Here is a 21,888-nt window from a genome sequence, read left to right on the forward strand (position 1 = left end):
GAAAGCAATGAAAGTCCTATTTCTGGTACAGAAGGAACAGCGCGCGATCCTCGATCGCCTGTACGACGGCGTCGCGGCCAACTGCGAATGCGACCTGCGCTGGCTGACCAGCGAAGACCAGCGCAACCTGCGCCGCTACTTCAAGCGTGAAGTGCAGGCCGAGCGCTATGACCGCATAGTCTTCTTCCTGCGCTTCAAGCAAGAGATCCGTCAGGCGGCCTTCATCCGTACGGTGCCAAACCTGGTCATTCTCGAGCATGACGCTTACCAGAACTACATCCCTTGCAAGTACACCGGCAAGTTCAGCGCGCATTACCGCAAGATGCCGTGGGCGCGCGTTATCAGCTCGGGCTACACGGTCAGCGAGCGCCTGCGCCAGGAGGGCTTCGACGCGGTGTTCGTGCCCAAGGGCTACGATGAACAACTACTGGCCGACCAGGGCCGTGAGCGCGATATCGAACTGGCATTCGTCGGCAGCACCAACAGTGTTGCGTACAGCGGGCGCAAGGCGCTGCTGGACGAACTGGGGCAGGTCGAGAACCTGGTGGTGACCCGCACCAAGTCCGGCGAGGATTACTGCAACACGCTCAACCGTATCCAGTACTTCGTCAGCGCCGATGTGGGCATGGGCGAGTACATGATCAAGAACTTCGAAGCCATGGCCTGCGGCTGTGTGCTGCTGGCCTACGACCAGGGCGAAGCAGAGAATCGCGCATTGGGCCTGCAGGACATGCACAACGTCGTCTTTTATGGTGACATCCCGACGCTGCAGGCGAAGCTGCGCATCCTGCGCGATGATCCCGAGCTGGCACGGCAGATCGCCAGAAACGGGCGTGAACTGGCGGTGTCCCGGTTCAGTTTTGCGGCTGTCGGGCGAAGCATCGTCGAGCATATGCTCCCGGCGCTCAGGCCTCGGCCGCCGCTGTCTGCATGGCAGCGCTTGCGCCTGAAACTGGGATTTTGATCTGAATATTCCAGCCTAGGCTGGAGGCATATGGCTTGCACGGGAGAGCAGCGCTATCCCCATGAATATCGTCAACATGATGTGGGCAGGCGGTTCTCCGTACATGTCCATCCATAAAGTGCATCAACAGGTACTGTCGCAAGCGGGGGCTGACGCCCGCATCAGCAACTGGCTGCTGCTTGGCGGTGAGCTGTGCCATGGGCACGGTCACACGCGCGTATGGCACATGCCGCAGCGTGCGTTGAAGGGCAAGCACCTGTGGCGCCTGTTGCGGCCCTGGCTGCGCCTGCGCTTGCTAATGGCGTTGAAGGCGGCCGGAGCCAACGTGGTTTTGCTCGACGGCATCGGGGTCGCACGGCTGGTGTTGCCCGTGCTGCAAAAGATCCCTGAAGTTCGGGCCAAGGTGCTGTTCCATGGCATGACCCGCCTGACTGCCAGTGATGTCAGCGTGTTGAACCGACTGCCCGCCGAGCGCTTGACCATCGCGGCGGTCTCGCAAACCCTCGCGCGGTCTCTGGAGCAGGACATTGGCCGGCCTGTGCAGACGTTGCGCATGGCGTTCGACCCTCAAGCCTTCACCCGCCCGCTGCTCATGCGTGAGCAGGCGCGCAAGGCACTGGCGTTGCCGCACACCGGTGGCGTGGTGCTCGGCGCCGTGGGGCGCCTTGTCGACAGCAAGGGTTTCGAGATGCTTGTCGAAGCATTTGCCAAGGCCGCGCAGTTCCAGCCAGGCATGCGCTTGGCAATTGTTGGCGATGGCCCGTTACGGGCGAGCCTGCAGGCTCGGATTGATGGGCTGGGCCTCGCCGATAGCGTGCATCTTTGCGGCCATCATGATGATTTGCAGCGGCTGTACCGCGCGTTTGACTGGCTCCTGGTACCTTCGCGTGCCGAAGGCCTGGGCCTGGTCGTGCAAGAGGCGGTCATAGCGGACGTGCCGGTAGTCTGCAGCGACTTGCCGGTGTTCAGGGAGCAGCTGCAGGCGTCGGGCTGCTACCTGCCGGTGGGCGACGTAGAAGCCTGGGCGCACGAGATTGCGCGCTGTGATGCGCCCCGTGCGTTGGCCGTGGCCGCCCGGCAGCGGCAGACGCTGTCACCAGAGGCGGCATGGCGGGCGTTCTGCGATGGCTCGCACCACTTGCTGCGCGGTTGAGGTCAGCGCGCCAGCAAAGCGGCTTCGAATTCGGCAAGGGGGAAACGGTCACCCAGTTTCTCTCGCTCGATGTAACGCACCATGTGCTGCACATTGCGGCGGATCATGCGGGCGGATAGCGGCGCACGCAGGAAACGCATGTCTGCCACATCGATCAGGCCGAGGCGTTGGTCAGGGGTGACGACGACATTGCCCAGATGCAGGGATCGGAAATAGATGCCGCTGCGGTGCAGGTGGCGAATCAGCTCGATCAGGCGGGGCAGGTAATGGCCCCAGCTGAAGCCAGCGTCGCGAGACATTTGCAACAAAGTGCGCCCTGGCAACGGGCGATAAAGCACCGCTGTTCTGCCCGGCACGTCGAGCTTGTGCTGGCTGATGACCTCGAGGGTAGGGATGCCCAGTTGTGCAAGGCGTGCGGCGTTGTCCACGAAGCGTTGTGAGTAGGGGCGCAGCAGCGCAGATGAAATCAGACGCTTGCGGCGAAACACTTTAAGGAAATTACCATCGCCAAGCAGGTAGACTTTGGCGCCATGACTGTCAGCCTCCAGTATCTGGGCGCCAAGTGTCAGCTGATCGAAGTCGACCTGGGAGAGCCGGGAGCATTGCATGAGTTGAGCCTTGTCGTCTGGCGAACAGATTGACCGGCAATAATGCCGAAAATAATGCTGAAGCACCAATGCATGGTGTCGATGATTGACCGAGGGGGCCTATGGTCTACGAAAAAAGCTGGGTTCAGGCCTGGTTGGGTTTTGGTCTGGTGTGGTTCTTGGGGGCGATTGCCCTGGCGCCCAGTAACAAGCTTTATCAGCAAGGCCTGGTCGTATTCCTCTGGGTACCGATGCTGCTGCTGGCATGGCCGGCTCGGCGGGTACTGGTCGAAGCCTGGCGACGCCAGCCGGCACTATGGGGCAGCATCGTTTTGCTGATGGTGTGGGGGCTGATCAGCTTGGCCTGGACCTCTGCCGAAGATGCTGGCCGTGAGGCCAAGCGCTTGCTGTACATTCTCGTCTTCCTGCTGGCGTTTCCCGTGTTGGCGCAGGCCGGCAGTGCGCGTGTCCGGCAGTTGCTGCAGCTGGGGGGGGCTCTACTGGCTCTCGCCGCGTTGCTGTCGATCGTGCATTTCTATGTCATGCAGGCCATGCCTTTGACTGGGCGGCTGGCCGGTATCGGTGGCATTTCGCACCCGATACTCGGAGCCTATGTGGTGGCAGCCGGAGCGTTGCTGCTGTTGTATCAGATGCCTCGGCAACGGCTTGCCCAAGTGGGTTGGTTGCTGGCACTGGCCTGTCTGGGTGCCTTCGTCGTGCTCAGTCAGAGTCGCGGTGCAGTGCTCTCCTTGCTGTTTACCGTGCTGCTGGCACCGCTGTGGTGCCGTGACCGGCTCAGTCGCGTGATCGCAGTGATGGCAATTGCCACACTCGGTTTGGCCATTTGTGTCATGTACGACCTGCTGACCGCTCGCGGAACGTCTTTTCGGCCGCAGATCTTCGAGGTGGTGCTGGGCATGATCAGCGCACACCCATGGGGGGGCCTGGGCCTTGGCTCCGCATACAGTGTGAGCGCTGTGGGCCTTGTATTCGATCACTCCCATAACATGTTCACTCACGTCGCCCTGGAGTTGGGACTGCCCGGTATGGTGCTGTGGACCGCAGTCTGGCTATTCGCCCTGGGTGAGATCGTGCGAGCCCGGCATAGCGCGATCGGCAAGATCCTGCTTGGTCTGTGGGTCTTTTCCACCATGGCGATGCAGTTCGATGCGGCCAGCCTGACGGCCACGCCGCGCGCCGAGTGGTTCGTCAGCTGGCTGCCGGTTGCTCTGGTCATGTGGTTGCCATGGATACGTGCCGAAAATAACGCCTGTGGTAAAATTTCCGGTTCAACCTGAACAGCGAGCTTGATGATGGCCGAAACACCGCTACCGGCGGAGCACAGCTCCAGCCTGAAGATCTACTTCCGGCTGCTGAGCTACGTGAAACCCTATGTCGGCATTTTCCTGCTGAGCATTGTCGGTTTTGTGATCTTTGCTTCGACCCAGCCCATGCTGGCCGGGATTCTCAAGTATTTCGTCGACGGGCTGAGCAACCCGGAAGCGGTACTGTTCCCCAATGTCCCTTACCTGCGCGACTTGCAGTTGCTGCAGGCGGTGCCGCTGCTGATCATCCTGATCGCGGCGTGGCAAGGCCTGGGCTCGTTCCTGGGTAACTATTTTCTGGCCAAGGTTTCCCTGTGCCTGGTGCACGACCTGCGCGTTGAACTGTTCAACAAGCTGCTGGTGCTGCCCAATCGATACTTCGACAACCACAACTCGGGCCACCTGATTTCGCGGATCACCTTCAACGTGACCATGGTCACCGGGGCTGCCACCGATGCGATCAAGGTGGTTATCCGTGAAGGCCTGACGGTGGTATTCCTGTTTGGCTATCTGCTGTGGATGAACTGGCACCTGACCCTGGTGATGGTCGCCATCCTGCCGGTGATCGCGGTGATGGTCAGCGTTGCCAGCAAGAAATTCCGCAAGCAGAGCAAGAAAATCCAGTCTGCCATGGGCGACGTGACGCATGTCGCGTCCGAAACCATCCAGGGTTACCGCGTGGTGCGCAGCTTCGGCGGCGAAGCCTACGAGCGGCAGCGCTTCGGTAATGCCAGCCAGAGCAACACCGACAAGCAGCTGCACATGACCAAGACCGGCTCGCTGTACACGCCGCTGCTGCAGCTGGTGATCTACACCGCCATGGCAGCATTGATGTTTCTTGTGCTGTTCCTGCGCGGTGAGTCCACTGCCGGTGACCTGGTGGCCTACATCACCGCGGCAGGCCTGCTGCCCAAGCCCATTCGCCAGCTGTCGGAAGTCAGCTCGACCATCCAGAAGGGCCTGGCGGGTGCAGAGAGCATCTTCGAGCAGCTGGACGAACAGCCGGAGATCGACACTGGCACCGTCGAGAAGGATCGTGTGGAGGGCCGGCTTGAAGTGCGTAACCTGAGCTTCACCTATCCTGGCACCGAGCGCGAGGTGTTGAGCGACATCAGCTTCATCGCCGAGCCTGGGCAGATGATCGCGCTGGTCGGGCGTTCGGGTAGCGGCAAGTCGACCCTGGCGGCGCTGATACCGCGTTTCTACCACCATGACCAAGGGCAGATCCTGCTCGATGGCGTGGAGATCGAGAACTATCGCCTGCGCAACCTGCGTCGCCATGTGTCCCAGGTGACCCAGCACGTCACCCTGTTCAACGACACCGTGGCCAACAACATCGCCTATGGCGACCTGGCTGGCGCCCCGCGTGCCGATATCGAAGCGGCTGCCGCAGATGCCTATGCCAAGGAATTCGTCGAGCGCCTGCCAAAAGGTTTCGACACCGAAGTCGGTGAAAACGGCGTGCTGCTCTCCGGTGGCCAGCGTCAGCGCCTGGCGATTGCCCGGGCACTGTTGAAGAATGCCCCGCTGCTGATCCTCGACGAAGCCACGTCGGCGCTGGATACCGAGTCCGAGCGGCATATCCAGGCCGCCCTGGACCATGTCATGGAAGGCCGGACCACGCTGGTGATCGCGCATCGCCTGTCAACCATCGAGAAGGCCGATCAGATCCTGGTAATGGACCAGGGCCGCCTGGTCGAGCGCGGTACCCACGCCGAATTGCTCGCGGCCAATGGCCATTATGCCCGCCTGCATGCCATGGGCCTGGATGAACCGGCCAAGGCCGATATCACCTGACCCGCCTTGATCGGGGCCGTATCGGCCCCGATTGTCACGGGAATTTTCCAGGGTGCATCTGGCCGTAAAGCCGTCCACTACCCTGTGCTAATATCCTGCCCCTGTTCATTATTTCCATATGGGTTGCCCATGAAGTTGTCCATGCCGCGTTTCGATCAAGCCCCGGTACTGGTGGTCGGCGATGTCATGCTCGACCGCTACTGGCATGGCGGTACTTCGCGTATCTCGCCTGAAGCGCCAGTGCCGGTGGTCAAGGTCGATCAGATCGAGGATCGCCCTGGCGGCGCGGCCAACGTTGCCTTGAACATCGCCGCCCTCGGTGCGCCTGCCTCGCTGATCGGTGTCACCGGCCAGGATGAGGCCGCCGACAGCCTGGCCAACAGCCTGCAGGCCGCTGGCGTGCGTTCGGTGTTCCAGCGCATCGCGCACCAGCCGACCATCGTCAAGCTGCGGGTCATGAGCCGTCACCAGCAACTGCTGCGCATCGATTTCGAAGAGCCGTTCGCCACCGACCCACTGTCGCTTGGGGCGGAAGTCGACACGTTGCTCGAAGGCGTCAAGGTCCTGGTCCTGTCCGACTACGGCAAGGGGGCGCTGAAGAACCACCAGAGCCTGATCCAGGCTGCACGTGCCAAAGGCATTCCCGTGCTGGCCGACCCCAAGGGCAAGGATTTTTCAATCTACCGAGGCGCCAGCCTGATCACCCCGAACCTCAGCGAATTCGAGACCATTGTCGGCCGCTGCGCCGATGAGGCCGAACTGGTCGCCAAAGGCCTGCAATTGCTGCAGGACCTGGACCTTGGTGCGCTGCTGGTGACCCGTGGCGAGCACGGCATGACCCTGCTGCGCACCGGTCAGCCGGCGCTGCACCTGCCAGCCCGCGCTCGCGAAGTGTTTGATGTGACCGGTGCCGGCGATACCGTCATCTCGACCCTGGCGGCTGCCATTGCCGCAGGTGAAGACCTGCCCCACGCGGTGGCCCTGGCCAACCTGGCTGCAGGCATCGTGGTCGGCAAGCTGGGTACCGCCGCAATCAGTGCCCCGGAACTGCGCCGGGCGATCCAGCGCGAGGAAGGCTCCGAGCGAGGCGTGCTGGGCCTGGAGCAACTGCTGCTGGCTATCGACGATGCGCGGGCGCACAAAGAAAAGATCGTCTTCACCAACGGCTGCTTCGACATTCTGCACGCCGGGCATGTCACCTACCTCGAGCAGGCGCGTGCGCAAGGTGATCGCCTGATCGTCGCCGTCAACGACGATGCGTCGGTCAGCCGCCTGAAGGGCCCGGGCCGTCCGATCAACAGCGTTGATCGGCGCATGGCCGTGCTGGCCGGGCTGGGGGCGGTGGACTGGGTGATCAGCTTCCCCGAAGGCACGCCGGAAAACCTGCTGAGCCAGGTTAGGCCGGATGTGCTGGTCAAGGGTGGCGATTATGGTATCGACCAGGTGGTGGGTGCCGATATCGTCAAGGGCTATGGCGGCACCGTGAAGGTGCTGGGGCTGGTCGAGAACAGCTCGACCACGGCGATTGTCGAGAAAATTCGCAAGAACTAATAATTGGGGCCGCATAGCGGCCCCAATCATTTGTTCAGGGAGGTACGCGCCCGCTCCAGCAGCGCTCGCGCCTTGTCGCCAAACCGCTGCAGGTGCGACGCCCGCACCGGCTTGCTCTCCACCAACCCCTGCTGCTTCAGCCACTCCTTCCAGCGCACCCGCTCGTCCGTCACCACCCAGCCTTCCTGCCGGGCAAAGCTCTCGGCCAGGTACAGCCCGCGCGTGCTCGCCGGCACCAGCTCGTCCTTCTTCAGGGTATACAGCTCAGCCAGCGGTTGGCCGTCTTTCAACGGCATCAGGTACAGGTCCGGCCGTTTGCGGTTGAGCCGCGCCACCAGCTGGTCGCCCTCAAGCCGCTCATCAACGTGGAACAGGCTGAGCTTCTTGGCCTCCCGGGGTACCTGCAGGCGCATGTCGTAGATCAGTTGCAGCGAGGCGGTGGGCAAGTGTACATAGGCCCGTGGCCGTTCCAGCAGCATCAGCTTGCCGCAATGTACCGGGCGGGCCGCACCGGACTCAGGGGCCAGCACGAAGTGCGGGGCTTCGCGGTAGTGCAGGGCGGCAGCGTAGGGCACCGGCAGCCAGGTGTCGTTGAAGCGCCCGCCCAGCCAGCCTTCCGGGGTTTCCAGCAGGCATTCCTCGGCCACTTCCTGCACGGCCGTGTGCAACGGCAGGTTCAGCTCCTGCGCCGGCACATAGCCGGAAATCAGCTTCAGCACTACATCGCCACGGTCTTGCCGGCGCTGGCGCACCAGCACCCAGTAATCGCGGTTCTGCCAATGCAGGGTCAGTCGCACCGACACGCCCAGGTTGGCCAGTTCGACCACGAAGCGCTGTGCGTCGGGCAGCTGGATGGCCTTGCGCCGCTGCTGGGTCTGGGCAAAGTTCAGTGGCATGCCGATGCTCTGGTAGATCAGCCCTTCGGGCGTAGCCTCGACATGCAGCGGCAGTGTCTTGAAGTTGCTCGGGTTCTTGCGGATCAGCGTTCGCGCCACGAGGCTCCTCCTTGCGTCGGGTCAGTCTCCAGGCCCTTGGGCCTGGGGCAACTCAATGCTGGCCCAGGATGCGGGCGACAGTGGCCACATTGTGGGCCAGGTGCAACGGATTGATGGTGCCGACGATAGCACTGCTCACGCCCGGGTGGGCGAACAGTAGCTCGAAGCTGGCTTGCACCGGATCGACACCCGGGGCAAGGCAGATGTGCCCGCTGGCCAGTGCCTTCTTCACCAGAATGGCTTTGCCGTGTTCGGCAGCGTAGTCCAGCACCGGGCGTTCTGCCTGCTCGTTGAGGTTGTAGGTGACCATGGCGCAATCGCCTTGCTCCAGCGCCTTCAAGCCACCGGCGACCGTCTTGCCGGAAAGGCCATAGCCGAGAATCTTGCCTTCCTGCTTGAGCGCGGCCAGGGTCTGGTAGACCTCCTGCTGCTCGAGGATTGCCAGGTCATTGCCATCGGAGTGCACCAGCACAAGTTCGATGTGGTCGGTTTCCAGGCGGCGCAGGCTGCGCTCCACCGAGCGGCGGGTGTGGGCGGCGCTGAAGTCGAAGCTGGACTGGCCGTCTTCGAATTCCTCACCCACCTTGCTGACAATTACCCATTCATCGCGCTGGCCGCGCAGCAGCGGCCCCAGGCGCTCTTCACTGCGGCCATAGGCTGGGGCGGTGTCGATCAGGTTGATACCCAACTCGCGAGCCTGGGCCAGCAACAGCCTGGCTTCGTCATCGCCGGGGATGGTGAAGCCATTGGGGTATTTGACGCCCTGGTCGCGGCCCAGCTTGACCGTGCCCAGGCCCAGTGGCGAAACCTTGAAACCGGTGCTGCCCAATGGGCGGTGCAAGCCATGCAAGGTAGGCAAGGTCATGGCAGCAGTTGCTCCCAGGCCGGTACACCCAGCGCCGGGCGCGGCAGGCCGGAAAGGTCGGCCTGCGCTGTCGGGCGCACGCCATCGCGTTCGAGGCTGGCCAGTACGCGGTCACTGAAGTCCGGTGCCAGTGCCAGTTTGGTCGGCCAGCCCACCAGCAGGCGCTGCTGTTCGGCGAGGAAGGCGTTGTCGGGGCGCACCAGGCCGGATTGCGCAGGCTCGGCGCGATCGACGCGCAGGGTCGCCCAGCGCACCTGGCTTTGATCGACCCATGGCAGCAGGCTGGCGATTTCCTTCTGCGCGGCGGCAATCTGCGCGGCAGGCTCGCGGGCTACGCCGTCGGCTTCGGCAAGATCGCCGCCCAGGTACCAGACCCACTGGCCGTCGGCGGCCGGGTGGGTGGTGACGGTTACACGCGGCTTCGGCCCACCGCCCAGGCAGTGTGCATAAAGCGGCTTGAGGTTCGGCCCTTTGGCCAGGACCATGTGCAACGGCCGGGTCTGCATGGCGGGTTGCTCCAGGCCCAGGGCATGCAGCAGCTGTTCGGTGCCAGCGCCGGCGCTGAGGACGATGCGCTGGGCGCGGATTTCGCGGCCGTCGATGCGCAGGCCAGCCAGCTGTTCCCCCTCGCGCAGCGGTTCGATCCGTTCGCCCGCGAGCAGGCTGTCGCCGGCCAGCTCGGCCAGGTTCGCAAGCAGGCTCGGCACGTCGATCACCAGCTCTGCCAGGCGGTAGACCTTGCCCTTGAAGCCACGATCCTGCAGGGCCGGCGGCAATTGCTCGCCCTTTACCTGATCGACCCGGCCGCGCACCGCCTTGCTGGCAAAGAAGCTGGTCAGGTTGCCGGCCAGGGTGCCGGGCGACCAGAGATAATGCGCGTCGGAAAGCAGGCGGGTGCCGGTCAGGTCCAGTTCGCCGCTGCCGTTGATCGCTTCGCGCCAGCGTCGCGGCATGTCGGCAATAGCTTCCGAGGCACCGGTCAGGGCGCCATGCAGGGCGTATTTGGTGCCACCATGGATGATGCCCTGGGACTTGATGGTCTGCTCACCACCGAGGCTGGCGCGCTCCACCAACACTGTCGAGTAACCCAGGCGACGCAGGCGGGCATTGAGCCAGAGGCCTGCGACCCCGGCGCCGACGATCAGTACGTCAGTGTTAATGGCGGTTGGCATGGCGGTACCTCGAAGACTGGGACAGCTGGCAAGTATACAGGCTGCCTCAGTGCCCGGCAGTTTTGGAAAACAGCTGAATCACAACCACCCCACCCACGATCATCGCCATGCCCAACATGGCCGGTACATCCAGCTTCTGCCCATAGACCACCAGTGCCGCCACGCTGATCAGCACGATGCCAAGGCCCGACCAGATCGCGTAGGCGATGCCCACTGGGATGCTGCGCACCACCAAGGTCAGCATCCAGAACGCGATCCCGTAGCCAACCACCATCAACAGCAACGGCAACGGCGTGCTCAGACCCTTCACGGCCTTCATGGAGGCGGTGGCGATGACTTCGGCGCAAATGGCGATGGCGAGATAGGTATAAGCGTTCATGGCAGGATCCTCCGGTTACTGGCTGGGCATTCTAGAGGCTACCCGGATGCGGTAAAGTCATTACCCATCCATTTGAGAGATAGGTTGATGGCTGAGCAATGGAATCTGGAGCAATTACGGACCTTTCTGCGTGTCGCCGAATTGCGTTCGTTTTCCGCGGTGGCCCGCGAACAGCGCAAGGCCCAGTCGGCCATCAGCAATGCCATCGCCCTGTTGGAGACCGACCTGGGTGTCACGTTGTTCGAGCGCAGCAGCGGGCGCCAGCCGAAACTGACCGAAAATGGCACCGCCTTGCTTGAGGATGCCCGCGAACTTTTACGCCAGTGCGAACGCCTGGATGGTCGTGCCCTGGCCCTGATGCGGGGGCAGGAAGCCCTGTTGCGGGTTGCCCAGGACGAGGCAATGCCCTATCAGCCGGTGATTGACAGCCTTGACGAGCTGGCCAGCCGTTACCCTTATCTGGAAGTGCAGCTGGCCAGTGGCGCCCAGGGTGACGTGGCGCGCAAGCTGGCTGAGCGCCGTGCGGACCTTGGGCTGTTCTTCCACCACGAGAGCATCCCGCCCTCACTGGAGCGTCGCGCGTTGGGCAGCGTGGAAATGGTCACCGTGTGCGCGGCAGGTCATCCACTTGCCCGCGAAGGCCAGGTCACCCGCCAGCAACTGGCCCGTCACCGGCAACTGCTGATCACTCCGCAGCAAAGCGGCTACCCCGGCGGCGAAGCGATCAGCCCGCAGGTCTGGCGCGCCGACAGCTTCTACGCCATGGCCGAGCTGCTGATGCGTGGCCTGGGCTGGGCCTGGCTGCCGCGGCATGTGGTGCAATACCCGACCTACCAGGCGCACATGGTCGAGCTCGACAGCGAATGGCGCCCGCCTGCACTGGTGGCCGAACTGGCCTGGCGCCGCGATGAACCGCTGGGCCCGGCTGCGCAATGGCTGGCCGAGCGCTTTGCAGTGCACCTGCGTGCGATCGGGTAAACTCCGCGGCCATGAACAGAACACTCTATACCTTGCTGTTTCATCTGGGCCTGCCGCTGGTTGCGCTGCGCCTGTACCTGCGTGCTCGCAAGGCACCGGCCTACGGCCAGCGCATCGGCGAGCGCTTTGCCTATAACCTGCCGGCCATGCGTCCGGGAGGGATCTGGGTGCATGCGGTGTCGGTCGGCGAAAGCATTGCCGCGGCACCGATGGTGCGTGCGCTGCTCAAGGCCTACCCGGGCCTGCCGATCACGCTCACCTGCATGACCCCGACCGGCTCCGAGCGCATTCGCGCGATGTTCGCCGATGAGCCACGCGTCCAGCATTGTTACCTGCCTTATGACCTGCCATGGGCGGCCGGGCGCTTTCTTGACCATGTGCGCCCGCGGCTGGGCATCATCATGGAAACCGAACTGTGGCCCAACCACATCCATCAGTGCGCCAGGCGCGGCATTCCGGTGGCCTTGGCCAATGCCCGGCTGTCCGAGCGCTCGGCCCGTGGCTATGGACGCTTTGCCAGGCTGACCCGGCCGATGCTGAGTGAGATGAGCCTGATCGCCGTGCAGACCGAAACCGAGGCCCAACGCTTCCGCGAGCTGGGAGCCCGCCCTGAGTGCGTGCAGGTAACCGGCTCGATCAAGTTCGACCTGAAGATCGATGAGCACTTGCAGCCCCGTGCCACGGCACTGCGCGAGCAGTGGGGCGCCGACCAGCGTCCGGTATGGATCGCTGCCAGCACCCATGAGGGTGAGGATGCCTTGATCCTGCAGGCGCACCGGGAGTTGTTGCAGGTGCATGGTGATGCGCTGCTGATTCTGGTGCCGCGTCATCCTGAGCGGTTCGAGGCCGTGCATGCCTTGTGCGCCGGGCAGTTTGCCACGGTGCGCCGCTCTGCCGGCACACTGGTGGATGGCCGCACGCAGGTGTTGCTTGGCGACACCATGGGCGAGTTGTTGTTCCTCTATGCCCTGGCCGACATCGCCTTCGTCGGTGGCAGCCTGGTGGCAACGGGCGGCCATAATCCGCTGGAGCCTGCAGCACTGGCCCTGCCGGTGCTCATGGGGCCGCATGTTTTCAACTTCCTTGAAATCAGCGCGATGTTGCGCGAGGCAGGGGCGTTGCAGCAGGTCGATGATGTCGAAGGGCTGGCCGGGGCGGTGCGGCGGTTGATCGAATTGCCGCAGGATGCGCAACGCATGGGTGAGGCGGGCAGGGCGGTGATGCGGGCCAACCAGGGCGCCTTGCAGCGCTTGCTGGATGGGCTGGGCAAGCTGCTCAGCTGATTTCTGTGCTGGCTTCTTCGCGGGTAAACCCGCGAAGCAGCCAACACCGGTCTCAAGGTTTGCGCTCGAAGTTCTTCGCAGCAGCGGCCGCCAAATCCGGTGGCAGGAAGTCCTTGTCCGGGTTGTAGTCCGGTTTCAGGTACTGCTTGAGGTCCTGCAGGTCCTGCGGGCTCAAGGTCCCAGCCGCCTGTTTCAGGCTCAGGTTGTCGAGGATGTAGTCATAGCGGCTGTTGTTGTAGTCGCGTACCGAGGTGTACAGCTGGCGCTGGGCGTCGAGCACGTCGACGATGTTACGGGTGCCGACCTGGTAGCCGATTTCGGTGGCTTCCAGGGCGCTCTGGTTGGAGATGATCGACTGCTTGCGCGCCTGCACCTGCTCCACATCGGTGTTCACCGCGCGGTGCAGGTTACGGGTGTTCTCCACCACCTGGCGGCGCAGGCTTTCCCGTTGCTGTTCGCTTTGGCTGAGGCGCTGGTAGGCCTCGCGTACCTGCGAACTGGTCAAGCCGCCGCTGTAGATCGGAATGTTCAGCTGCAGGCCGATGCTGGTCTGCTCGACATCCCCGCTGTAGCGCTGGCCGAACGGCGACGGGTTGGTGAAGCCCAGGCTGTCGTTGTCGCCTTTTTCGTACTTGGCCACCGCATCGAGGGTCGGCGCATGGCCGGCCTTGCGCTGGCGCAGGGTTTCTTCGGCGGCGGCAACCGCGTGGTTGGTGGCCAGCAGGTTGAGGTTCTGGCGGCCGGCGGTTTCCACCCAGGCCTTTGCGTCGTTGGGCGTCGGCACCTTCACCGGTAGCGTGTGGACCACACCCTGGATTGCGGTGTATTCGCGGTTGGTCAGGGTGACCAGGGCCTCGAAGGCATCCTGCACCTGGCGTTCGGCGATGATCCTGTTGGCCCGGGCGGTGTCGTAGCTGGCCTGGGATTGCAGCACGTCGGTCTTGTCCGACAGGCCGACGTCGAACCGTTCGTTGGACTGGTCCAGCTGGCGCTTGAAGGCGGCTTCTTCAGCTTTGGTCGCTGCCAGGTTGTCCTGGGCGCGCAGCACGGAGAAGTAATCCTGCGCAGTCTGCAGGATCAGGTTCTGCTCGGTAGCCGACAGTTGCAGCGCCGCCTGCTCGTTGACCGCTTCGGCAGCCTGCAGCTGGAACCAGCGGTCCGCGCGGAAGATCGGTTGCGCCAGGGTCGCGCTCCAGGTGTTGCCACTGCGGTTGGTGGTGGCGGACGGCTGGTCGATCTTGGTGCGGGCATTCATCATCTCGGCGCCGGCCGAGAGGTTTGGCAGCAGGCCGGCACGCGCCTGCGGCACCACTTCTTTCTGGGCGCCATAATCGGCACGGGCAGCAGCAAGATCGGCGTTGTTATCAACCGCTTCCTGGTAAACACTGACCAGATCGGTCCTTACCGTCGTGGGCATGTCCGCTGCCCAGACCATTCCGTTGGACGCACAAGACACGGCTATCGCCAGTGAAAGTTTGCGCAGCATAGAGGCAATCCTTGTACGAAATTTAATTACTGAACTGTTGAGTATCGAGCGACGGGCCAGTGTAGTGCCATGCGCATCCGCCAACAATCATAGGTTGCGCCTTTCATCTCCCCTGCGTTTTACCCGCTTGGCTTTGCCGACCACTCCAGTCTAGACTGCGCATGTTCTTGTCGGGGTGCCTTGAAGCAAAGGCTGAGATCGCAGAGGTGCGGATCCCGTTGAACCTGATCAGGTTAGCGCCTGCGTAGGGAACAAGATTGCTCGCCTTCCCGGGGAGCCTCTTGTGCCAGGTCCGGGAATGTCGCAGCTGCATGCAGCTTCAGGCACCCCCATCCGGCACTGCACCCGTCAACGGGTGCGTCCACGTCTTTCAGGTTCACCCCGACATTCCCCTGCTAGGAAGCCGTCTGGAGAGCCTGTGATGACCAAACAAGAAAAAACGATCAACCTCAGCGAATCGGCACAAGTCGATCAGCAGTCCGTGCAGCTGTTCCCGCGTTCGCGCAAGGTCTATGTCGAAGGCTCGCGCCCGGACATCCGCGTACCCATGCGCGAAATCAGCCTGGACGACACGCCCACCGACTTCGGTGGCGAAAGCAATGCGTCAGTTCTGGTCTACGACACCTCTGGCCCGTACACCGACCCCAACGTCATCATCGACGTACGCAAGGGCCTGGCCGATGTGCGTTCGGCCTGGATCGAGGCACGCGGTGACACCGAGCGCCTGGGCGGGCTGAGCTCCAACTTCGGCCAGCAGCGCCTGAACGATGCGGAACTGGCCAAGCTGCGCTTCGCCCATGTGCGCAACCCGCGCCGGGCCAAGGCTGGCGCCAACGTCTCGCAGATGCATTACGCCCGCCAGGGCATCATCACCGCCGAGATGGAATACGTGGCCATCCGCGAGAACATGAAGCTGCAAGAAGCCCGCGCTGCCGGCCTGCTCAACGAGCAGCATGCCGGCCACAGCTTCGGTGCCAACATTCCGAAAGAAATCACCCCGGAGTTCGTTCGCCAGGAAATCGCCCGTGGCCGCGCGATCATCCCGGCCAACATCAACCATCCGGAACTGGAGCCAATGATCATTGGCCGCAACTTCCTGGTGAAGATCAACGGCAACATCGGCAACAGTGCCTTGGGTTCCTCGATCGAGGAAGAGGTGGCCAAGCTGACCTGGGGTATCCGTTGGGGCTCGGACACTGTCATGGACCTGTCCACTGGCAAGCATATCCACGAAACCCGCGAGTGGATCATCCGCAACTCGCCGGTGCCGATCGGTACCGTGCCGATCTACCAGGCCCTGGAAAAGGTCAACGGCGTCGCCGAGGACCTGACCTGGGAGCTGTTCCGCGACACCCTGATCGAACAGGCCGAGCAGGGCGTGGACTACTTCACCATCCACGCCGGTGTGCTGCTGCGCTATGTGCCGCTGACTGCCAAGCGGGTCACCGGGATCGTCAGCCGTGGCGGCTCGATCATGGCCAAGTGGTGCCTGGCGCATCACAAAGAGAACTTCCTGTACACGCACTTCGATGAGATTTGCGAAATCATGAAGGCTTACGACGTCAGCTTCTCGCTAGGCGACGGCCTGCGCCCTGGCTCGATCGCCGACGCCAACGACGCCGCCCAGTTCGGTGAGCTGGAAACCCTCGGCGAGCTGACCAAGATCGCCTGGAAGCACGATGTGCAGTGCATGATCGAAGGCCCTGGCCACGTGCCGATGCAATTGATCAAGGAGAACATGGACAAGCAGCTGGAGTGCTGCGACGAGGCGCCGTTCTACACCCTCGGCCCGCTGACCACCGACATCGCCCCAGGTTACGACCACATCACTTCCGGTATTGGTGCGGCAATGATCGGCTGGTTCGGTTGCGCCATGCTCTGCTATGTCACGCCCAAGGAGCACCTGGGGCTGCCGAACAAGGATGACGTCAAGACCGGCATCATCACCTACAAGATCGCCGCCCATGCGGCCGACCTTGCCAAGGGCCATCCAGGCGCGCAGATTCGTGACAACGCCTTGTCCAAGGCGCGTTTCGAATTCCGCTGGGAAGACCAGTTCAACCTGGGCCTGGACCCGGATACCGCGCGAGCCTTCCACGACGAAACCCTGCCGAAGGAATCGGCCAAGGTCGCACACTTCTGCTCGATGTGCGGGCCGAAGTTCTGCTCGATGAAGATCACCCAGGAAGTACGTGAATACGCGGCCAAGATCGAGGCCGTGGATCTAACGGTCGAGCAAGGCATGCGTGAGCAGGCCGAACGGTTCCGCCAGGAAGGCAGCCAGCTGTACCACAAGGTCTAAGACGCGGCACCTTACCCTGTGGGAGCGGGCGTGCCCGCGAAGCAAGCACCGCGGTGCATGGCACCGGCTTTGCCGGTGTTCGCGGGCGAGCCCGCTCCCACAGGGTGCTGCATGCAACTCAACATTCTTCCTGCGAACATAACAATGACATCACCCAGCCAATTCTCCCCCGACCACCCGGTCCCCACCCACCAGCGCATCTTCGGCGCCCGCGACCTGTTCTCGCTGTGGTTCTCCCTCGGCATCGGCCTGATGGTCCTGCAGGTCGGCGCCATGCTTGCCCCTGGCCTTGGCCTGGCCGGCGCGGTCCTGGCCATTGCCCTTGGCACCGGTGTCGGTGTGCTGCTGCTCGGTGCTGCCGGGGTCATCGGCAGTGACACAGGGCTGTCGGCCATGGGCACCCTGAAGCTGAGCCTGGGTAGCCATGGCGCGCGCCTGCCAGCACTGCTAAACCTCCTGCAACTGGTGGGCTGGGGCGCATTCGAGCTCATCGTCATGCGCGACGCCGCCAGCCTGCTGGGCGCGCGAGCGTTCGGCGAGGCCAGCGCCTGGAACAGCCCGATGCTGTGGACGCTGTGCTTCGGCGGCCTGGCCACCCTGCTGGCGGTCAGCGGCCCATTGGCGTTCGTGCGCAAGGTGCTGCGTGCCTGGGGTATCTGGCTGCTGCTGGGCGCGTGCCTGTGGCTGACCTGGAACCTGTTCGCCAAGGCTGACCTGGCGGCGCTGTGGAACCGTGCCGGTGATGGTTCGATGTCGCTGGCGGTGGGCTTCGACATCGCCATCGCCATGCCGTTGTCGTGGTTGCCGCTGATCGCCGACTACTCGCGTTTCGCCCGTAACGGCAAATCTGTGTTCGGCGGCACCGTTGTCGGCTACTTCATCGGCAACACCTGGCTGATGAGCCTGGGCGTAGCCTACACCTTGGCCTTTGCCGCCAGCGGCGAGGTCAATGCGCTGCTACTGGCCCTAGCGGGCGCCGGGATGGGCATCCCGCTGCTGCTGATCCTGCTGGACGAGTCGGAAAAGGCCTTCGCCGATATTCACTCGGCTGCCGTTTCTACGGGCGTGCTGTTGCCCCTGAAGGTCGAGCACCTGGCCTTGGCCATTGGTGTGCTATGCACCTTGATCGCAATGCTGGCGCCACTGGCCCAGTACGAGAACTTCCTGCTGCTGATCGGTTCGGTGTTCGCACCGCTGTTCGGCGTGGTGCTGATGGATCACTACGTGATTCGCCGCCGTCGCCTGCCGGCGCAGGTCAATGGCTTGCATTGGCAGGCGCTGCTGGCCTGGGTGGTGGGTGTGGCGGCCTATCACCTGATCGCCGCCAAGGCGCCGGAGCTGGGGGCTACCCTGCCAGCACTGCTGCTGGCAGGCGGGCTGCATGGCCTGCTGAGCTTCAGCCGCGGCCGGGAAACAGCTCAGGCTTGAGCACGCCGTTCAGGCGCGGGTAAGGGATCTTCAATTCCACGTGGCCCATGGAGTAGGGCGCAATGGCGTAGACCTCGTACTTCACCACCAGCGCGCCGTACGTCAGGGCGATGTGCGGCGACCGCTTGAAGGGCCAGGTCTTGACGAACTCGGCGTCCTTGTCCATGCCCACGCTGATCAACCAGGCCCGGTGCGATTCCTCCACGGTCTTCCAGAAGGCTTCCTCCTGGCCTGGCACCAGCATGTCCTGCAGGGTCAGCACCTTGTCCAGCTTGCGTGAATAGTTGATGAAGCCGCGCCCCGGCATGCCGTGGGCACCGCCGCTGTCGAGGTAGCTGGACAGCTCGATGATCACCAGCCCGTCATGCTGCTCGCGTACCTTGGCTTGCAGGTAGCTGCTGTTGCGTTTGTCGGCACTGGCCAGGTACTGCTGCTCGTAAGCCTGCAGGGTGCTTGGCGCGGTGCCATGCTGATTGTCTTCGGTCAGCTGCAGCAGGCGTTTTTCGACGATGGCATCGAGCTTGGGCTGGGCCGGAAAGTGGACGGTGTCGATGTTCACCAGCGGGCAGTCGCTTGCGCTGCAGCCTGGCTTGATGTGCTCCCAGGCATCACGCTTGACCTCGAGCGGGGTCCGGTAATTGGGTGCGAACAGGCTCTGGCAGGCACCCAGAGCGAGTGCCATCACGGCCACGGAAGTCAGTTTGACAAGTGTCATGGTGATCCTTGCAGAACAGGGAAAAGTCGGCCTTTGACCGTCTGCGCGGCCTTCAGTTCGCCACTAAGCTAACAGAGTGAAGACGGACTGTCCCGAGTGCGCGAACGGTTGCCGGAAAGGGGTGAAACGGGCAACCGTGCAGAGTAGGATGGCGCGATGCGGTAATGAGGTGATGAGGATTTCCATGTCAGACACGTTGAATTCGGTGCCCAGGGCGGTCGAGATCGTCGAGCGGGCCAACTGCTTCAAGGGCTTCTACAAGCTCGACAAGGTGCACCTGCGCCATGAACTGTTCGCAGGCGGCATGAGCCGAGAGATCAGCCGTGAGCTGTTCGTGCGTCACGATGCGGTCTGTGTGCTGCCTTATGACCCGTTGCGCGATGAGGTGGTGCTGATCGAGCAGTTCCGTGTCGGTGCCCTGGGCAAAGTCGATAACCCTTGGCTGATCGAGATGGTCGCCGGGCTGATCGACAAGGCATCCGAGGAGCCGGAAGAAGTGGCCCACCGCGAAGCCGAAGAGGAGGCTGGGCTGTCCATCAGCGCCCTGTGGCCGATTACCCGCTATTTCCCTTCGCCCGGCGGCAGTGATGAGTACGTGCACCTGTATCTTGGCCGCTGCAGCAGTGAAGGCGCGGGCGGCCTGCATGGCCTGGAAGAAGAGGCCGAGGACATCCGCGTGCGCGTCTGGTCGTTCGACGATGCAATGCAGGCTGTACGCGATGGTCAAATCTGCAACGCGGCGACCATCATCAGCCTGCAGTGGCTGGCGCTGAACAAAGATGAAGTTCGAGGTATGTGGAAGTGAACCTGTTGCGTGAGCGTTATCGGGTCGATCTGGCCGGGCTGCAGGCAGCCTGCGAGGCCAACTATGCCCGGCTCATGCGCCTGCTGCCCGATATGCGCACCACCCAGAGCTCGCGGCGCATCGGCATGACCCAGGGCGACCAGATGCTCGGCGTGCTGGTGCTCGATGTGCTGCTGGCCTGCCCCTATACCACTACCTTGCGTGTGCGCCAGGAGCACAGCCTGCCCTGGCTGCCGGTGCCGCACCTGGAAGTGCAGGTGTATCACGATGCACGTATGGCCGAAGTGATCAGCGCCGAGCACACCCGCCGCCTGCGCAGCATTTATCCGTACCCTAACGAGGCCATGCACCAGCCGGACGAGAAGGCGCAGCTCAATCTGTTCCTTGGCGAATGGCTCAGCCATTGCCTGGCCTGTGGCCACGAACTGGCAAGTGTGCGCTGAAATGTGACCTGGGTCGGTTTCGAGTGTTTGCTCGTAACCGTTCCAGCGCCATAATTCGTGCAGAATCCGTTCGAGGAGACGGCCCTTGCCGCACCTAGACCCTAGCCCTGCGCCCGTGCATGTGGTGCAACTAACCGACGCCCATCTGTTCGCCAACCCGGCGGGTACCTTGCTGGGCCTTAATACCCGCGACAGCCTGCGCCATGTGGTGGCCCAGGTACGCCGCGAGCAGCCGCGTGTCGACCTGCTGTTGTGCACGGGTGACCTGTCTCAGGATGGCAGTGTCGCGTCGTATGAAGCTTTCCGCGCACTGACCGGCGGCATTGCCGTGCCGACCCGCTGGTTGCCGGGCAACCATGATGAAGCCAAGGTCATGGCACAGGTTGCACCAGAGCTGGTGCAGTCGGTGACGGATATAGCAGGCTGGCGCGTGGTCATGCTTGACACGGCGGTACCGGGCGCTACCCATGGGCTGCTTGGGCAGGACCAGTTGTCGATCCTCGATGAAGCCTTGGCCTCGGCCGGCGAGCGCCATTGCCTGGTGTGCTGCCACCATCAGCCGGTGGATATCGGCTGCGCCTGGATCGCCCCGATCGGCCTGCGCAATGCCGATCAGCTGCTGCGGCGCCTGAAGGGGTATCCACAGGTGAAAGTGTTGCTGTGGGGGCACATTCACCAGGAGTGGGATGAACAGCGCGATGGCGTGCGCCTGCTGGCCACGCCGTCGACCTGCATCCAGTTCGCGGCGGGCAGCGAGGACTTCAAGGTCAGCGAAGAACAGCCTGGATATCGCTGGTTGCGCCTGCATGCCGATGGGCGGGTGGAGACCGGGGTAGAGCGGGCCGCTGATTTTGCAGTGAACCTCGACTTCAATAGCGCGGGATATTGAAGACTCGAGCCACGCCGCGGCCCAGCGCTTCGAAGAATGTGTTGCCAAATCCCTGCCGCGGCGCCAAAGCTCGGCGAACGCGATACACTGCGCGTCCCTGCGCCCACTCGATCGGGTGCGAAGCCACAGATTCCGGGGTCAGCATGTCGGGTTCCATCCTCTATATCCATGGCTTCAACAGCTCGGCGCTGTCCACCAAGGCACGCCAGCTCGCGGCAGTCATGCAGCAACTGGGCCTGGCGCAGCAGCTGCGCATCCCGGAGTTGCATCACCACCCACGCCAGGCGATTGCCCAGCTCGAAGCCGCCATCGCCGAGCTCGATGCGCCGCTGCTGGTCGGCAGTTCGCTCGGCGGCTACTATGCCACCCATCTGGCCGAACGCCATGGGCTGAAGGCCCTGCTGGTCAACCCGGCGGTCACCCCGCACAAGCGTTTCGACGGTTATCTGGGGACCCAGCGCAACCACTACACTGGCGAGGCCTGGGAGCTGACGCTGGATCATGTGCAGGCGCTGGCCGAACTGGAAGTGCCGGCGCCGACCGACCCTGGCCGCTACCAGGTGTGGCTGCAGACCGCCGATGAAACCCTGGACTACCGCCACGCCGAGCATTATTACCGGGCGTGCGCCCTGCGCATCCAGGCCGGTGGCGATCACAGCTTCCAGGGCTTTGCCGCGCAGTTGCCAGGCCTGTTGGCGTTCGCCGGCATTGCCCGGCAGCAGTATGCGGCGCTCGATTTTTCTGTATTTTGATCTTTTTGCATTCACCAGA

General features: G+C 63.2%; 20 protein-coding genes and 1 riboswitch. Of the genes, 13 read left to right on the plus strand and 7 right to left on the minus strand.

What is annotated here, in order from left to right; all coding sequences use genetic code 11:
- Positions 1-7: 7 nt before the first annotated feature.
- Positions 8-964: a glycosyltransferase gene (locus ACQKPS_RS11570; RefSeq protein ID WP_254482843.1), complete on the plus strand. Its 957-nt coding sequence runs from the start codon at positions 8-10 to the stop codon at positions 962-964.
- 61 nt (positions 965-1,025) lie between these two features.
- Positions 1,026-2,117, plus strand: a complete 1,092-nt coding sequence (locus ACQKPS_RS11575) for a glycosyltransferase (protein ID WP_427604106.1) — start codon at positions 1,026-1,028, stop codon at positions 2,115-2,117.
- A 2-nt stretch (positions 2,118-2,119) separates the two neighbouring features.
- Here ACQKPS_RS11575 and ACQKPS_RS11580 read toward each other — a convergent pair whose 3' ends face one another.
- Positions 2,120-2,725, minus strand: coding sequence for a toluene tolerance protein (locus ACQKPS_RS11580; protein WP_254482845.1), 606 nt, complete (start codon positions 2,723-2,725; stop codon positions 2,120-2,122).
- A gap of 101 nt (positions 2,726-2,826) precedes the next feature.
- On the opposite strand from ACQKPS_RS11580, the gene ACQKPS_RS11585 reads away from it, so the two are divergent.
- The 3 genes from ACQKPS_RS11585 to hldE all read left to right on the plus strand — a co-directional run bounded on the left by ACQKPS_RS11585 (position 2,827) and on the right by hldE (position 7,377).
- Positions 2,827-4,002, plus strand: a complete 1,176-nt coding sequence (locus ACQKPS_RS11585) for an O-antigen ligase family protein (RefSeq protein ID WP_427604108.1) — start codon at positions 2,827-2,829, stop codon at positions 4,000-4,002.
- A 15-nt stretch (positions 4,003-4,017) separates the two neighbouring features.
- The gene (gene msbA, locus ACQKPS_RS11590; RefSeq protein ID WP_427604263.1) at positions 4,018-5,826 is read left to right on the plus strand and encodes a lipid A export permease/ATP-binding protein MsbA; all 1,809 of its coding nucleotides are present in this window, start codon (positions 4,018-4,020) and stop codon (positions 5,824-5,826) included.
- A gap of 129 nt (positions 5,827-5,955) precedes the next feature.
- Entirely contained in the window at positions 5,956-7,377 is a 1,422-nt protein-coding gene (gene hldE / locus ACQKPS_RS11595; protein ID WP_283724866.1) for a bifunctional D-glycero-beta-D-manno-heptose-7-phosphate kinase/D-glycero-beta-D-manno-heptose 1-phosphate adenylyltransferase HldE, read from the plus strand.
- 26 nt (positions 7,378-7,403) lie between these two features.
- Here the strand turns inward: hldE and ACQKPS_RS11600 are convergent, their stop codons facing one another.
- From ACQKPS_RS11600 to ACQKPS_RS11615, 4 genes are read right to left on the minus strand one after another with little or no spacing between them, the layout of a single operon-like run.
- Entirely contained in the window at positions 7,404-8,372 is a 969-nt protein-coding gene (locus ACQKPS_RS11600; protein ID WP_283724865.1) for a metal ABC transporter ATPase, read from the minus strand.
- A gap of 52 nt (positions 8,373-8,424) precedes the next feature.
- Positions 8,425-9,237, minus strand: coding sequence for an aldo/keto reductase (locus ACQKPS_RS11605; RefSeq protein WP_254482849.1), 813 nt, complete (start codon positions 9,235-9,237; stop codon positions 8,425-8,427).
- On the minus strand, positions 9,234-10,409 hold the full coding sequence (locus ACQKPS_RS11610; protein WP_427604111.1) for an NAD(P)/FAD-dependent oxidoreductase: 1,176 nt from the start codon (positions 10,407-10,409) through the stop codon (positions 9,234-9,236). The genes ACQKPS_RS11605 and ACQKPS_RS11610 overlap by 4 nt, the downstream gene beginning before the upstream one ends.
- 46 nt (positions 10,410-10,455) lie before the next feature.
- On the minus strand, positions 10,456-10,788 hold the full coding sequence (locus ACQKPS_RS11615; protein WP_054887895.1) for a DMT family transporter: 333 nt from the start codon (positions 10,786-10,788) through the stop codon (positions 10,456-10,458).
- A gap of 87 nt (positions 10,789-10,875) precedes the next feature.
- Here ACQKPS_RS11615 and ACQKPS_RS11620 point away from each other — a divergent pair, with 87 nt between their 5' ends.
- Positions 10,876-11,766 carry a LysR family transcriptional regulator gene (locus tag ACQKPS_RS11620; RefSeq protein WP_254482853.1) on the plus strand — a complete coding sequence of 297 codons (891 nt, stop codon included), beginning with the start codon at positions 10,876-10,878 and terminating at the stop codon, positions 11,764-11,766.
- A gap of 11 nt (positions 11,767-11,777) precedes the next feature.
- The gene (gene waaA, locus ACQKPS_RS11625; protein ID WP_427604113.1) at positions 11,778-13,049 is read left to right on the plus strand and encodes a lipid IV(A) 3-deoxy-D-manno-octulosonic acid transferase; all 1,272 of its coding nucleotides are present in this window, start codon (positions 11,778-11,780) and stop codon (positions 13,047-13,049) included.
- A 52-nt stretch (positions 13,050-13,101) separates the two neighbouring features.
- On the opposite strand, the gene ACQKPS_RS11630 is transcribed toward waaA, so the two are convergent.
- Positions 13,102-14,535, minus strand: coding sequence for a TolC family outer membrane protein (locus tag ACQKPS_RS11630; RefSeq protein ID WP_427604115.1), 1,434 nt, complete (start codon positions 14,533-14,535; stop codon positions 13,102-13,104).
- A 161-nt stretch (positions 14,536-14,696) separates the two neighbouring features.
- Positions 14,697-14,803: riboswitch (TPP riboswitch) on the plus strand.
- A gap of 153 nt (positions 14,804-14,956) precedes the next feature.
- Between ACQKPS_RS11630 and thiC the strand changes: the two genes are divergently transcribed.
- Together thiC and cytX are read left to right on the plus strand one after the other, a co-directional pair.
- On the plus strand, positions 14,957-16,837 hold the full coding sequence (gene thiC / locus ACQKPS_RS11635; protein ID WP_427604116.1) for a phosphomethylpyrimidine synthase ThiC: 1,881 nt from the start codon (positions 14,957-14,959) through the stop codon (positions 16,835-16,837).
- A gap of 144 nt (positions 16,838-16,981) precedes the next feature.
- Positions 16,982-18,265, plus strand: coding sequence for a putative hydroxymethylpyrimidine transporter CytX (gene cytX / locus ACQKPS_RS11640; RefSeq protein ID WP_427604118.1), 1,284 nt, complete (start codon positions 16,982-16,984; stop codon positions 18,263-18,265).
- Here the strand turns inward: cytX and ACQKPS_RS11645 are convergent.
- Positions 18,234-18,980 (minus strand): RsiV family protein, encoded by a 747-nt coding sequence (locus tag ACQKPS_RS11645; protein ID WP_427604120.1) that lies wholly within the window; start codon positions 18,978-18,980, stop codon positions 18,234-18,236. The two genes, cytX and ACQKPS_RS11645, sit on opposite strands and share 32 nt — an antisense overlap.
- A gap of 184 nt (positions 18,981-19,164) precedes the next feature.
- Here ACQKPS_RS11645 and ACQKPS_RS11650 point away from each other — a divergent pair, with 184 nt between their 5' ends.
- From ACQKPS_RS11650 to ACQKPS_RS11665, 4 genes are all read left to right on the plus strand, one after another.
- Positions 19,165-19,785, plus strand: a complete 621-nt coding sequence (locus tag ACQKPS_RS11650; RefSeq protein ID WP_283724858.1) for an NUDIX domain-containing protein — start codon at positions 19,165-19,167, stop codon at positions 19,783-19,785.
- Entirely contained in the window at positions 19,776-20,228 is a 453-nt protein-coding gene (locus tag ACQKPS_RS11655; protein ID WP_054887887.1) for a DUF1249 domain-containing protein, read from the plus strand. Before ACQKPS_RS11650 ends, ACQKPS_RS11655 begins: the two co-directional genes overlap by 10 nt.
- A gap of 85 nt (positions 20,229-20,313) precedes the next feature.
- Positions 20,314-21,117: a 3',5'-cyclic-AMP phosphodiesterase gene (gene cpdA, locus ACQKPS_RS11660; RefSeq protein WP_427604123.1), complete on the plus strand. Its 804-nt coding sequence runs from the start codon at positions 20,314-20,316 to the stop codon at positions 21,115-21,117.
- A gap of 143 nt (positions 21,118-21,260) precedes the next feature.
- Entirely contained in the window at positions 21,261-21,869 is a 609-nt protein-coding gene (locus ACQKPS_RS11665) for a YqiA/YcfP family alpha/beta fold hydrolase (protein ID WP_427604125.1), read from the plus strand.
- Positions 21,870-21,888: the final 19 nt, after the last annotated feature.

Origin of the sequence: Pseudomonas sp. NPDC086566 (assembly GCF_050280885.1) — a bacterium.
GTDB lineage: Bacteria > Pseudomonadota > Gammaproteobacteria > Pseudomonadales > Pseudomonadaceae > Aquipseudomonas > Aquipseudomonas vlassakiae.

What these genes read in the sequence shown, in the direction of transcription:
- ACQKPS_RS11570 (WP_254482843.1), top strand. Translation starts at nt 8, where the DNA reads ATGAAAGTCCTATTTCTGGTACAGAAGGAACAGCGCGCGATCCTCGAT.
- ACQKPS_RS11575 (WP_427604106.1), top strand. Translation starts at nt 1,026, where the DNA reads ATGAATATCGTCAACATGATGTGGGCAGGCGGTTCTCCGTACATGTCC.
- ACQKPS_RS11580 (WP_254482845.1), bottom strand. Translation starts at nt 2,725, where the DNA reads ATGCAATGCTCCCGGCTCTCCCAGGTCGACTTCGATCAGCTGACACTT.
- ACQKPS_RS11585 (WP_427604108.1), top strand. Translation starts at nt 2,827, where the DNA reads ATGGTCTACGAAAAAAGCTGGGTTCAGGCCTGGTTGGGTTTTGGTCTG.
- msbA (WP_427604263.1), top strand. Translation starts at nt 4,018, where the DNA reads ATGGCCGAAACACCGCTACCGGCGGAGCACAGCTCCAGCCTGAAGATC.
- hldE (WP_283724866.1), top strand. Translation starts at nt 5,956, where the DNA reads ATGAAGTTGTCCATGCCGCGTTTCGATCAAGCCCCGGTACTGGTGGTC.
- ACQKPS_RS11605 (WP_254482849.1), bottom strand. Translation starts at nt 9,237, where the DNA reads ATGACCTTGCCTACCTTGCATGGCTTGCACCGCCCATTGGGCAGCACC.
- ACQKPS_RS11610 (WP_427604111.1), bottom strand. Translation starts at nt 10,409, where the DNA reads ATGCCAACCGCCATTAACACTGACGTACTGATCGTCGGCGCCGGGGTC.
- ACQKPS_RS11615 (WP_054887895.1), bottom strand. Translation starts at nt 10,788, where the DNA reads ATGAACGCTTATACCTATCTCGCCATCGCCATTTGCGCCGAAGTCATC.
- ACQKPS_RS11620 (WP_254482853.1), top strand. Translation starts at nt 10,876, where the DNA reads ATGGCTGAGCAATGGAATCTGGAGCAATTACGGACCTTTCTGCGTGTC.
- waaA (WP_427604113.1), top strand. Translation starts at nt 11,778, where the DNA reads ATGAACAGAACACTCTATACCTTGCTGTTTCATCTGGGCCTGCCGCTG.
- ACQKPS_RS11630 (WP_427604115.1), bottom strand. Translation starts at nt 14,535, where the DNA reads ATGCTGCGCAAACTTTCACTGGCGATAGCCGTGTCTTGTGCGTCCAAC.
- thiC (WP_427604116.1), top strand. Translation starts at nt 14,957, where the DNA reads ATGACCAAACAAGAAAAAACGATCAACCTCAGCGAATCGGCACAAGTC.
- cytX (WP_427604118.1), top strand. Translation starts at nt 16,982, where the DNA reads ATGACATCACCCAGCCAATTCTCCCCCGACCACCCGGTCCCCACCCAC.
- ACQKPS_RS11645 (WP_427604120.1), bottom strand. Translation starts at nt 18,980, where the DNA reads ATGACACTTGTCAAACTGACTTCCGTGGCCGTGATGGCACTCGCTCTG.
- ACQKPS_RS11650 (WP_283724858.1), top strand. Translation starts at nt 19,165, where the DNA reads ATGTCAGACACGTTGAATTCGGTGCCCAGGGCGGTCGAGATCGTCGAG.
- ACQKPS_RS11665 (WP_427604125.1), top strand. Translation starts at nt 21,261, where the DNA reads ATGTCGGGTTCCATCCTCTATATCCATGGCTTCAACAGCTCGGCGCTG.